The 11,929-nt window shown below is 58.8% G+C and carries 11 protein-coding genes; 3 read left to right on the plus strand and 8 right to left on the minus strand.

The window, feature by feature from the left end; genetic code table 11:
- Nucleotides 1–34: 34 nt before the first annotated feature.
- Nucleotides 35–694 (minus strand): GntR family transcriptional regulator, encoded by a 660-nt coding sequence (locus CFT65_RS06485; RefSeq protein ID WP_088827156.1) that lies wholly within the window; start codon nt 692–694, stop codon nt 35–37.
- A 251-nt stretch (nt 695–945) separates the two neighbouring features.
- Here CFT65_RS06485 and CFT65_RS06490 point away from each other — a divergent pair, with 251 nt between their 5' ends.
- Both CFT65_RS06490 and gloA read left to right on the plus strand, forming a co-directional pair.
- Complete coding sequence (locus tag CFT65_RS06490) at nt 946–2,082, plus strand: alkane 1-monooxygenase (protein WP_088827157.1); 1,137 nt, start codon at nt 946–948, stop codon at nt 2,080–2,082.
- A 355-nt stretch (nt 2,083–2,437) separates the two neighbouring features.
- Nucleotides 2,438–2,986, plus strand: a complete 549-nt coding sequence (gene gloA, locus CFT65_RS06495; RefSeq protein WP_088827158.1) for a lactoylglutathione lyase — start codon at nt 2,438–2,440, stop codon at nt 2,984–2,986.
- Between the two features lie 6 nt (nt 2,987–2,992).
- Here the strand turns inward: gloA and CFT65_RS06500 are convergent, their stop codons facing one another.
- From CFT65_RS06500 to atzF, 7 genes are all read right to left on the minus strand, one after another.
- A complete protein-coding gene (locus CFT65_RS06500; RefSeq protein ID WP_088827159.1) occupies nt 2,993–3,946 on the minus strand; it encodes a DMT family transporter in 954 nt (317 codons plus the stop codon).
- Complete coding sequence (locus CFT65_RS06505; protein ID WP_088827160.1) at nt 3,943–4,596, minus strand: LutC/YkgG family protein; 654 nt, start codon at nt 4,594–4,596, stop codon at nt 3,943–3,945. The genes CFT65_RS06500 and CFT65_RS06505 overlap by 4 nt, the downstream gene beginning before the upstream one ends.
- Complete coding sequence (locus tag CFT65_RS06510; RefSeq protein WP_088827161.1) at nt 4,593–6,032, minus strand: LutB/LldF family L-lactate oxidation iron-sulfur protein; 1,440 nt, start codon at nt 6,030–6,032, stop codon at nt 4,593–4,595. The genes CFT65_RS06505 and CFT65_RS06510 overlap by 4 nt, the downstream gene beginning before the upstream one ends.
- Entirely contained in the window at nt 6,029–6,808 is a 780-nt protein-coding gene (locus CFT65_RS06515) for a (Fe-S)-binding protein (RefSeq protein ID WP_088827162.1), read from the minus strand. Before CFT65_RS06515 ends, CFT65_RS06510 begins: the two co-directional genes overlap by 4 nt.
- A 145-nt stretch (nt 6,809–6,953) precedes the next feature.
- Nucleotides 6,954–7,223, minus strand: coding sequence for a ComEA family DNA-binding protein (locus CFT65_RS06520; protein ID WP_088827163.1), 270 nt, complete (start codon nt 7,221–7,223; stop codon nt 6,954–6,956).
- A 412-nt stretch (nt 7,224–7,635) separates the two neighbouring features.
- Nucleotides 7,636–8,328, minus strand: coding sequence for a GntR family transcriptional regulator (locus CFT65_RS06525; RefSeq protein WP_088827164.1), 693 nt, complete (start codon nt 8,326–8,328; stop codon nt 7,636–7,638).
- A gap of 44 nt (nt 8,329–8,372) precedes the next feature.
- On the minus strand, nt 8,373–10,187 hold the full coding sequence (gene atzF / locus CFT65_RS06530; protein WP_088827165.1) for an allophanate hydrolase: 1,815 nt from the start codon (nt 10,185–10,187) through the stop codon (nt 8,373–8,375).
- A gap of 352 nt (nt 10,188–10,539) precedes the next feature.
- Between atzF and urtA the strand changes: the two genes are divergently transcribed.
- Nucleotides 10,540–11,847 (plus strand): urea ABC transporter substrate-binding protein, encoded by a 1,308-nt coding sequence (gene urtA, locus CFT65_RS06535; RefSeq protein ID WP_088827166.1) that lies wholly within the window; start codon nt 10,540–10,542, stop codon nt 11,845–11,847.
- The last annotated feature ends 82 nt before the right edge of the window (nt 11,848–11,929 follow it).

Below are 11,929 nucleotides of genomic sequence, written 5' to 3' on the forward strand. Positions count from 1 at the left end.
CAGTCCTCGAAATCCAGGCTTGGTCAGATTGTGCCTAAGAAGCCAGAGCCTGCTGAATGAGAGACTTCTGGTGCTCCGCAAACTCCCGAATCAAAGCCTGCGCCTGATCAGAATCCCGCGCCAGCACCGCCTGCGGCAGGTTGGCAAAAAACTCACTGGTCTGCGCCAAATCCCGCCGATACCGATCCGCACTCAGATAATAGGCTCGACTGACCGCCGGCTTGAAATTCGACAGCGCCTCCGTGAGGTAAGGATTCCCCACCACCTCACAACAGATATCCATCACATCAAAACTCGCCTCTACCACCCCGGAGATGTCGGTAGATGGCTCCTTTATCTGTTCAACAGCTTTACTCCCGGCCGCCAGCAACCGTGGTTGGTCACGCTCCTGCCAGCGCTCGCACAAGCGCACCGCCATCATCATCAGCAAATGCATGTACACATCGTAGAGCTCGGAAGCATGGGCTGCATCCAGTCGGGTGGCCGAAGCGCCCTTGCGAGGCGTGATTTCCACCAGATGCCAGCGCTCCAGGGTATACAGGGCTTCCTTCACCGACGCCCGGCTCACCTTCAGTTCACCGGCCAGAGTGGCTTCCTGAATGCGCTCACCGGGGCGAATCTGCCCGGTCATGATCCGTTCTGCCAGGTAATTGGCAATCTGCTTGGCCAGCGTGTTGGGCACCTGAAAATCCATAAAGGCTCTCTGAACAGGTCGTAAATACCGGTCTGCGGCTGCGCTAAGCCGCCCGGCGGGAGAGTGTGTGCGCATGAGTTTATCACAGCCTCGGAGTGCGATAGCGACAACGCCTTGATTCGGCGGGGCTTCCTGACAATTGTCAGAAAACTCCACTCGACCGGTTGACGACTGACGCATTGTAGGACAATAATGCACAAAACAACAGGTGATCAGAGTTTCACCAACAAGCATTCGATGGAGAGAGCCCAATGAGCACCACGCAGTTATCGGCAGATCGCGAAGCCACCCGCCGAAGGGTCTTGCTGACGCTGAAGAAATACAGCTACCTGATAGCCATGATCCCTCTGGCACTGCCGCCTCTCCTGCTGGCCGCCGGCCGCGCGACCGATCTGGTAAACCTGTTTTCCTGGGGGTTCCCGATCGTCTTCTTCGGGATCATTCCGGTGCTGGATATGCTGTTCGGCAAGGATTCCCTGAACCCGGACGAAGAAACCGACGTGCCAAGAATGGTCGGCGAGCGGTTCTATAAAGCAATAACACTCGGCTGGGTCGCCGGCTTCGCAGTCTTGCTGGTCTGGAGCATGCTGGAACTGGCGTCCGGTACATTCAACCTGTCAGGAAGCATTGGCTGGGTCGTCTCCATCGGCGTCGTCGGTGGCCTCGGCATCAACGTCGCCCACGAACTCATCCACAAAGACGACAAACTCGAAACCTGGGCTGGCGGCTTCCTGCTGTCACTGGTTTGCTACGCCGGCTTCAAGGTTGAACACCTGCGCGGGCACCACGTACACGTCTCCACCCCGGAAGACGCCTCCTCCTCACGCTACAACCAGTCCCTTTACAACTTCCTGCCCCAGGCGTACGTGCGTAACTTCCTGAATGCCTGGAAACTGGAAGCCGAACGCCTGCAACGCAAAGGCCACAAAGCCCTCAGCTGGCGCAACGAACTGATCTGGTGGTACAGCATCAGCGCCCTGGTACTGACAGCCTTCACCATCGCCTTCGGCTGGCTCGGCGCCGTCTTCTTCCTGGGGCAGAGCTTCATCGCCTTCACCCTGCTGGAAATCGTCAACTACCTCGAACACTACGGCCTGCACCGCCGCAAACTCAAAAACGGCCGCTACGAACGCACCGGCCCCGAACACAGCTGGAACAGCAACTACTTCCTCACCAACGTCTTCCTGTTCCACCTCCAGCGCCACAGCGACCACCACGCCTGGGCCAAGCGCCGTTACCAGATCCTCCGCCACCACGAAGTGGCCCCCCAGCTGCCGGCCGGCTACTCCGCAATGATCGTCCTGGCGATGGTTCCCCCACTGTGGCGGCGGGTAATGAACCCAAGAGTAGAGGCCTATTACAAAGGCGAAGAACACCAGTTGGCATAATGTCGGCGGGCAAAACTCCCAAGCGGCCCAAACGGGATGCCGGCAACAAAGTCGAGTCGGCGGGGGTGTGAGGGGGAAATTTCTGCAGGGAAACGACTGTCTGAGCAAAGCGAGTTCGGCTTCCCGAAAGAAATATCCCCCTCATGGCCCCGCCAGCCCCCAACCCCAGATCGGCCTAACTCCACAGGCCCCCAGTCTTCAGAGCGTCTCTGAAGAAACGCCGGCCTAAAAAACCGGCCCTCAAGACCCCGGCGGTTCGTCTCTGGCCCCGGGGTCTTTTTTTATGCCCTTGAAATCCCCCTGAAACGCACACAGGTATAATGTTTGAATCCTGCGAAAAAAAGGGAAAACCACAATGCCCAAGCATTTCGAACAGGCCCCTGGCCTATACGAAGACCCCGTTCCCGAAACCGAAGGCTACGTATTCAACCAGACCATGATGCGCATCAAGGAACCCGAGCGCTCCATGGACTTCTACACCCGAGTGATGGGCATGCGCCTGGTGCGCAAACTGGACTTCCCCGAAATGAAGTTCACCCTGTATTTCCTGGGTTACCTGGACGATCGCCAGGCCGGACTGGTGCCGCAAGATGATGCTCACCGCACCACCTTCACCTTCGGCCGCGAAGCCATGCTTGAGCTGACCCATAACTGGGGCACCGAAGACGACAACGACTTCGCCTACCACAATGGTAACGACGAGCCCCAAGGCTTTGGCCACATTGGCGTAGCGGTGCCCGACGTCTACGCCGCCTGCGACCGTTTGGAAAAACTCGGTGTGGAATTCGTCAAGAAGCCGGACGACGGCAAGATGAAAGGCCTGGCCTTTATCAAGGACCCGGACGGCTACTGGATCGAAATCCTGCAGCCGGACATGCTCGAGAAACAGCGTAAGGAAGACTGAGCTTCCTTACTCCGCGCCGGCCTCCTGGCCGGCTGCGGGTTTGCGGCCGTAGCGGGAGGCCACCACCACTGCTGCGGTCAGTATCAACGCCCCCGCAATGCCGATCGGCCCCAGAACCTCCTCCAGAAACACCCAGGCCAGCAGCGCCACAAACAGCGGTTCCAGAGTTACTATGATGCTGGAAAGCGTCGCCGGTGTCGTTTTCATGCCAGTGAAGAAGCAGACATAGCCAATACAGGTTGGCACCACCCCCACATAGACCACCATCAGCCAGTGCCCGGGATTGAGGGTTTCCAGCCCCTCAAATCCGCCGCTTAGAGCTACTACCGGCAACAGAATCAACGCCGCCGTAAAGAAACAGATAAACGCCGTGGTAAACACCGGCGTGCCGGCAGAGCTGTAGCGGCTGGTGAGCGTGAAGCCGGTGTACACGCAGGCGGCGAGTAACGCGACCAGAATGCCGGCGAGCCGAAGGGTGCCGCTGGTGTCCATATCGCTGAGAACCAGCATGCCCGTGCCGCCAATGGCGGCAATCAGGGACAGAACCGTGAGCAGGCCGGGTTTCTCTCCCAGCAAGGGCGCGGCGAGAATGGCCACCAATACCGGGGGCAGGCAGAGCGCGATCAGGGTGGCAATGCCGGCACCGGTCAGGTCCACGGCCAGAAGGTAGCTGCCCTGGTAAAACGCCTGAAACAGTCCCAATGCCGTCAGAGGAAGCAGGGCTTTGGATGTCAGGCTTCGAAGCGAGCTGCCGGGCACTTTCCTGCCCGGGTTTGCACGTTCAAGGCGTGCCTGCTCGCGCCGCATCAGCAGCCAGAAAAACGGCAATGCCACCGCCAGCCTCAGAAAGGCCAGAGTGATGGCCTGAAGCTCGGTGCCGGTAAACAGAAATTTCGCAACAATACCCGTGGTCGCCCATAGCAGGGCTGCCAGGGCGATAAACAGGGCGCCTTGGATCATTCAATAATCAACACAATCAGTTCTTTGGGACCGTGAACACCGTAGGCAAGGGTTTGCTCGATGTCGGCGGTTTTGGAAGGGCCTGAGATTAGCAGGGCATTGGTCGGCATGCCAGCGGCCCAGTTCTGGGCCTTCATGGCTTCATGAAAGGTTGTGTAGAGTTCCGAGGCCCTGAGCACCGCAATGTGCACCGGCGGCACCAGGCTCATCAGCCGTGGCTCATCATCGTTCGGCCACAGGATCAGCGAGCCGGTCTCGGCAATACCGCCGCGGGTGGAGGTAATACTGGCGTCCACTTCGTTGAACAGGTGGGTCTGCCAGCTCTCGATCGGCTCGTCGTAGATCAGCAGCTCCGGCAGATCGTCACGGCCGGCATCGCGAAGGGCCTGGCCAATTTGGTGCTGCTTCGGAATCAGCAGATTCCTGGCACCGCGGGTGTTCAGCACTTCGGCCAGGCGGTCCATCCACATGTCTTCGTTGCAATGGTGCACTTCACCGTGGACCGACTCGATCATCTTCTCGAACCGCTCGACACGCTCCTTTGTTGACCAGTCATCCCGTACCAGAACAGAAAAGTCACACTTCGGCACGGTCAGTTCACCGCCGGTTCGGTTGCGCAGGCGCTGAAGAATCGTTTCCCGGGAACTCATTGGCCACGCTCCTTCATCCGCTGGTGCAGGGTTTTGGCCGCCAGTTTGGGCGCCGTGCGGTAATCGGTCCAGGCGCCGGCTTTCGAGGGCTGCAACGCCCTGAATTTGCTGGCGGTACCGGTGCCAAATCGGTAAATGCCGGGGCTGGCGTGCATCCAGGCCCAGCCTTTCCAGATCATCGCTTCCATGGAGCTTCGCTTGGCCCCGTGGCCGCGTACCTTGGCCGGATGGAGTTTGTCACCATCCACCGATTCCTGGCGCAGCCGCACCAATAAATCGGGAATGGGGATCTTCACCGGGCAGACCTCACCGCAGGCGCCACACAGGCTGGATGCGCTGGGCAAATGCCGGCCTTCGTCCAGGCCAATCAGGTGCGGCATCAGGATCTTGCCGATGGGACCCGGATAGGTGGTGCCATAGGCATGGCCGCCCACCCGTGTGTACACGGGGCAGTGGTTCATACAGGCGCCGCAGCGGATGCAGCGCAGGGTGTCCAGCAGTTCGTCGTCCTGGTAGATGGACGACCGGCCGTTATCCACCAGCACCAGGTGAACTTCCTCCGGCCCATCCAGCTCCTCGGCCTTGCGCGGGCCAGAGATCATATTGAAATAGGTGGTGATGTGCTGGCCGGTGGCAGAGCGGGTCAAAAGGGCGAGCAGGGCTGAGACGTCTTCCATGCTCGGCACCACCTTCTCGATACCGGTAACGGCGATGTGGCACTTGGGCACGGTGGTGGTCATCCGACCATTGCCTTCGTTCTCAACCAGGCAAAGTGTGCCGGTTTCGGCCACCGCAAAGTTAACCCCGGAAACCCCCACATCAGCGTTCATGAATTTTTCCCGAAGCTGCTGGCGGGCACTGGCAGTGAGGTATTCCACATCGTTGGAGAGATCGGTGCCGGTTTTTTCATGCAATAACTGGGAGATCTCACCGGTATTTTTGTGGATCGCCGGCATGATGATGTGCGATGGGGTCTCATCCGCCAACTGCACGATGTACTCGCCCAGGTCCGATTCCAGGGCCTCAATGCCTTGCTCCTCCAGGTAATGGTTCAGCTCCATTTCCTCGGAGACCATGGATTTGCCCTTGATCACAGTCTTGGCATCCCGGGCTTTGCAGATATCTCGCACGATCCGGCAGGCCTCATCGCCATCCACCGCCCAGTGCACCTTGATGCCGTTTTCGGTCAGCTTTTTCTCAAGCTGCTCCAGCAAGTCTGGCAGATTGGCCAGGGCCCGCAGGCGGACGTTGGCACCGAGATCCCGGAGGGTTTCCAGATCCCAGCCCTCGAACGCCGTCTTGCGCTTGGACATCAGCCCGTCCATGGCGCTGCGAAAGTTCTTGCGGATCTTGGGGTTATGAATGGCCGCCTGAGCCCGCGGGTGAAACTGTTTTACATCGATATGATGGCCAGTGTCTTCGGCTGTCTCACTCATGACTGCTGCCCCCCTTTGCCCTGGGTGCGCGACCACAGGAAGCTGAGAATGTGCTGGCCTTCAACAGGCTTTTGATTCTTCTCGGCGTAGCCGGCAATGTTCATCAGGCAGCCACAATCGGTGGTGACAAACTGCCTGGTGCCGGTATCCACCAACGCGTCCACCTTCTCGCTCACCATGGCCCCGGAAATCTCCGGGTGGCGAACCGCAAAGGTGCCGCCAAAGCCGCAGCATTCCTCGGGCCGGATCTGCTCCACCAGGTTGACGTTCTTCAACTGACCCAGGAGCTTCGGGCCCACTTCTGCTACGCCCATTTCACGGCGCGCGGAGCAGGAGGTGTGCATGGCCACGGTGGTGGGCTCACCCAGGTCTTCCAGCTTGATATGGCAGACGTTGAGCAGAAAATCCGTCAGCTCCCAGACCCGGCCGGCCACCTCGGCGGCTTTCACTTCGTCCGATGTGTCTTTGAACAGGTCCGGGTAGTGCTTGCGCATCATCCCGCCGCAGGAGCCTGAAGGCACAACGATGGGCCAGTCGCCGGGGAAAAGATCGAGCTGGGCTCTGGCAACGGAACGGGCCTGGTCGTGGTAACCGGAGGTGTAGGCGGGCTGGGCACAACAGGTCTGGTCCTGCGGGAACAGCACCTCAATGCCTTCACGCTCCAGCAGCTCCACCCCGGCGATACCTGCATCCGGGTAGAACATGTCCACCAGACAGGTGCCGTAGAAATAGACTTTCGCAGGTTTTGCGGGATAAACCTTGATCGGATCAACCATGTGCGGACGCTCAACGGTTTTTGAATTGTTATCCAGCAATAATAGGGTGGCGAACGCGGTGTTGCCAGACGACTTTATGGGCAGGAAGTGAGAGACAGGCAGGGAAGGCAGAGAGGGCAGTGGCAGTGCGCCACTGCCCGGGGTATTACTTGACGGTCAGGCGCGCGGCATTCTTCTCAACAGTGCGCTCGCCAATGCCTTTCACGTTCGCCAGGTCTGCGGTAACCGCAAAAGGACCATTGGCTTCGCGATAGGCAACAATGGCTTCAGCTTTGCTCTGGCCAATTCCGTTCAGGCTGGCGAGGGTGGTCACGTCTGCGGTGTTGATGTTGATAGCGGCTTCTTCGGCGTAGGCAAAGCCGGTTACCAGACTGAACAGCAGAACAAGGGTAGCGAAAAGCGGTGTGCGCTTCATGAATCAAAGCTCCTGAGACTAGTTTGCGTTATAGGGTTTGTGCCAGGGCGCAAAGCAGCAGAAGCGAAATGTAAGAAGAGAGCAGAAATGTCTGTGGGGGTGGGGAGTGCACGGACAGGACCACAATCCTTGTGATCCCCGAATCCGTGGCTGACCCCTGCCTGTTCCTTCAGGCGTGCGACTCATCCTGAGCGCGTCTTCCCTGGAGTTCTCTTCCCTGAAGTCCTCGTCCTTGAGCCAACGTTCCTTGCTGGCTTGTCATCCCTGACACTGACCATTCTACTGGGGATCGAATTCCTACCTATCGGAGAATCGCTCCGTGGTTTGTGCGATATATCTTACGAATCTGTAAGCTTTTCGGCGGGTTCAATTATGAACCTGAGTTCAGTATTTTCAGGGCCTGAGAGGCAATTTATTGCTCGCTTCGATGGGCGGCAGCCGCCTCGCGGATTCGCTCCATGATGATTTCCCGCACGGCCTTCTGGCTGGCGCGGATATGACGGGTGAGGCGGTCCGCCGCCTCGCTTGCCTGCCCGTTGCGCAGTGCCTCCAGAATCGCGGCATGCTCCACGTAAGTGGCATCAATACGCTCGTCCCGACTGAAGTCCAGACGCCGGACAATCCGCAGCCGGTCAGTGATTTCCCGATGAATTCGTGTCATTTCCCGGTTTCCGGCAGCGGCCACCAGATCGCAGTGAAAGCTCTCGTCCAGCATCCTGACTGTGCTGCCCACCGCGCGTTCGGATGGATGGTCCGGGTTCCAGAGGGCGGTCAGGGTTCGCAGTGCTGCAGGCTCTTCATCCAGGTTGCAGATCTTGTGCACTGCCGCCCGCTCGAGGGTGATGCGCAGGTCATAGAGCTCCTCCACCTGCTGGAAATCGAATGGCTTTACCTGCCAGCCGCTGCGAAACAGCACCTCCACATGGCCCTCCCGCTGCAAACGGTAGAGCGCCTCCCGAACCGGTGTCCGGCTGGCGTTCAGACGGCTTCCTACATCCCCCTCGCTGAATCTGTCGCCGGGGATCAGACGGAACTCGAAGATGTCCTCTTTCAGGGCCGCATAGACCCTGTCGGCTACGGACTCTTTTCGTCTAGGGTTTGCCATTGGCACCGTTTCCCCTCGTGGAGCGCCAGATTGCCCCGGTATGGTCAGGCTCTGGAGGCGATATAGGCGCGCCAGCCACCGAACTCCGTTACGTCCTCTGCGCCCTCGAGGCCGTAGCCCTCGCAAATAAAACCGTTTACCCACCGGCCATCAGCCAGCTCGACGTTGCCTATGCCCAGAGGCGCAGGAATCAGGTCCACAAAGGAGCCAAAGGCCGAGGCGGGCATTTCCCAGACTTCGACAACGATTTCCTGGCCTTCGCCCGGGGCCACACGTTTTAGCCCGGGCTTCGGCGGTGTGGTGTTTGGCAGGGCAAAGAGCCGGTAATTGGCGGACGTTGTGGTTTGCTCAAGCATTACCGAATAGCGCTCGCTGAGCTGCGTGTTCAATGGCATGCCGCTGAGGTGGGCACCAACAACGGCCACCTTGATGGTGGGTGTCGAAATGGCGGCCCCGGGCGCTTCTTCGGGGCGGTCGTTGCCTGTAGCTCCCAAAGGGGTCGGATGCGCATTCAGCCATTGGCACGCCAGGCGTTGCAGCTCGGTGTCTTTCCAGGCGCCACTGATCAGGGTAACGCCAAAAGGCAGGCCGTCGTCCCGGAAACCGGCAGGAACAGCGAGAGCACTCATGTCGGCCAGGTTCACGAAATTGGTGTAGGTGCCGAGCTGGCTGTTCAGTGCAACCGGATCCGCGTTTACGGCTTCGATGGTGGGAGCCGTCGGAGCCGTGGGCACCAGCAGGGCATCCACATCGGCTAACAACTCATCAATCTCACGCTGTAGCTCTTCCTTGCGGTACTGGGCCTTGAAGGTATCCGTGGCGCTGAAATTGCCGGCCTTGCTGATAATACCTTTGACCACCTTATTCATATCGTCGCCGTGGCTGGCCATGAAGGATTCCACCGCCGCATGGCGTTCGGCCACCCAGGGGCCTTCGTAAAGCAGCGCAGCCAGCTCCAGCATGGGACTGAAATCAAGCGGTACCAGTTCCACATTCTGCTGCCGCCACTGACTGATGGCGGTGTTCCAGGCCGCCTCCGCCTGCTGATCACCAAACCATTGCGGGTGGTCGGGGATGGCCAGCCGTTTGATGGGCCCGGGCCGCCGAAGGGCGGGGCCGTCCAGAGGCAGCGCATAAGGGGCCTTGCGGGAGAAGGCATCGTCGGCATCGAAGCCGGCCATGATATCCGACACCAGACCAGCGTCATTCACGGTGAGCGCAAAAATGGACACGCAATCCAGCGAACGACAGGCCGGCACCACGCCGCGAATGCTGAACAGCCCTTTGGTTGGTTTCAGCCCCACCAGATTATTCAGCCCGGCAGGCACACGGCCGGAACCGGCGGTGTCGGTACCCAGGGCAAAAGGCACCAGGCCTCTTGCAACCACAGAAGCCGAACCGGAGCTGGAGCCGCCGCTCACGACATCCGGTTTGAAGCTGTTGGGCACCGCGCCATAAGGGGAGCGCGTACCCACCAGGCCGGTTGCGAACTGGTCCAGGTTGGTCTTGCCCACGACGATGGCGCCGGCGGCCTTGAGTCTGGCCACGGTGCTGGCGTCTTCTTTCGGGGTGAAGGCAAAGGCCGGGCAGGCCGCCGTTGTTTCAAATCCAGCCGCATCAATATTGTCTTTCGCGGCAAAGGGAATGCCGTAGAGCGGCAGGTTATCGATCTCTCCGCCGGCATTCTGGAGATGCTGTTTCAACTCGGCAAGTGCCTCATCCAGGCCTTTCTGGTCCAGAAGCGAAATCCAGGCAACGTCTGTTGTGTCCAGGCCGGTCAGTAACTCACCCAATAGTGACTCGGGCGTAGCGCCCTCTTTATAGGCGTTCTGCCAGTCCTTGATGGTCCATCCGAGCATTGAAGGCATTGGTCATCCTCATGTGCGTAATCAACTTGTATACATGTGGAATGGCAATGCTTGTGCCATTTGCGGATTTTTATTGATAGTTACTGAAAAACATAAGGTTATGAGTGTTTTTGACGCAAAAGGCTGATCAGGTCTGCCCGGATCGGGTGCGGTCGCACCAAAAACGCTCAGAAATGCTGCGCTCTGAAGGAGCATTCAGCTGCGCGGGCTTCAAGGGTTTGCCTTGTATACTAGATAAGTCACTGTTTTTGGATGGGTTATAAGGTGTGTGGAACAGCAGATGCAAAGGCCCTGCTGCGTTTGAAGACGAACTGCATACCCAACTAAGAAAAGGACGCCTGAAATGAACCTCAAAAAACACGTGAAACTTGGCCTCTCTGCACTTGCCCTTTCTATCTCTTTTAACTCCGTTGCAGCGGAAGATCCCATCAAAGTGGGCATCCTGCACTCACTGTCCGGCACCATGGCGATCAGTGAAACCGTTCTGAAAGACACCGTTGAAATGCTGATCGAGCAACAGAACGCCAAAGGCGGTGTGCTCGGTCGTCAGATGGAAGCGGTTGTTGTAGACCCGGCTTCCAACTGGCCGCTGTTTGCTGAAAAAGCCCGCGAGCTTCTGGCCCAGGAAGAAGTCGATGTGATCTTCGGTAACTGGACCTCGGTTTCCCGTAAGTCCGTACTGCCGGTGGTGGAAGAGCTGAACGGCCTTCTGTTTTACCCGGTACAGTACGAGGGTGAGGAATCCTCCGAAAACGTCTTCTACACCGGCGCTGCGCCCAACCAGCAGGCGATTCCTGCGGTTAACTACCTGATGAACGAAATCGGCGTCGAGCGCTGGGTTCTGGCGGGTACTGACTACGTTTACCCGCGCACCACCAACAAGATCCTTGAGACCTACCTGATGGACATGGGTGTGGCCAAGGAAGACATCATGATCAACTACACGCCCTTCGGTCATTCCGACTGGCAGAACATCGTCTCCGACATCAAGCGCTTCGGTTCCGCCGGCAAGAAGACCGCCGTGGTTTCCACCATCAACGGCGACGCCAACGTGCCCTTCTACCGTGAACTGGGTAACCAGGGTATTGCGGCCTCCGACATCCCGGTTGTTGCCTTCTCGGTGGGTGAGCAGGAACTCTCCGGTATCGACACCGGCCCGCTGGTTGGTCACCTGGCTGCGTGGAACTACTTCATGAGCGTGGACAACGACGCCAACTACGACTTCATTGACCAGTGGATCGAACACACCGGCAACGAAGAAGCGGTAACCAACGATCCGATGGAAGCCCATTACATTGGCTTCAACATGTACGTCGAAGCGGTCAAGAAGGCCGGTACCACTGACGTAGACGCGGTGAAAGACGCCATCATCGGCGTAACCGTGCCCAACCTCACCGGTGGCTATGCCGCCATGATGCCCAACCACCACATCACCAAGCCGGTGCTGATTGGCGAGATCCAGGACAACGGCCAGTTCTCCGTTGTCTGGGAGACCCCGTCGCTGGTCGCTGGCGATGCCTGGTCTGACTACCTGCCGGGTTCACGGGACATGATTGCCGATTGGCGCAAGCCCATGTTCTGCGGAACGTTTAACACCGCAACCGGCACCTGTGGCGCGTCTGCGGGTGAAATGGCCGCTGAAGCCGAGTAAGGCTCAGACGGTATAGCACCATGGACAGCCGGGGGTGGTTACGCCTCCGGCTGTTGCCCCGCAACACGCTTGAAACAGACAG

It is taken from the genome of Marinobacter sp. es.048 (genome assembly GCF_900188435.1).
Classification (GTDB): Bacteria; Pseudomonadota; Gammaproteobacteria; order Pseudomonadales; family Oleiphilaceae; genus Marinobacter.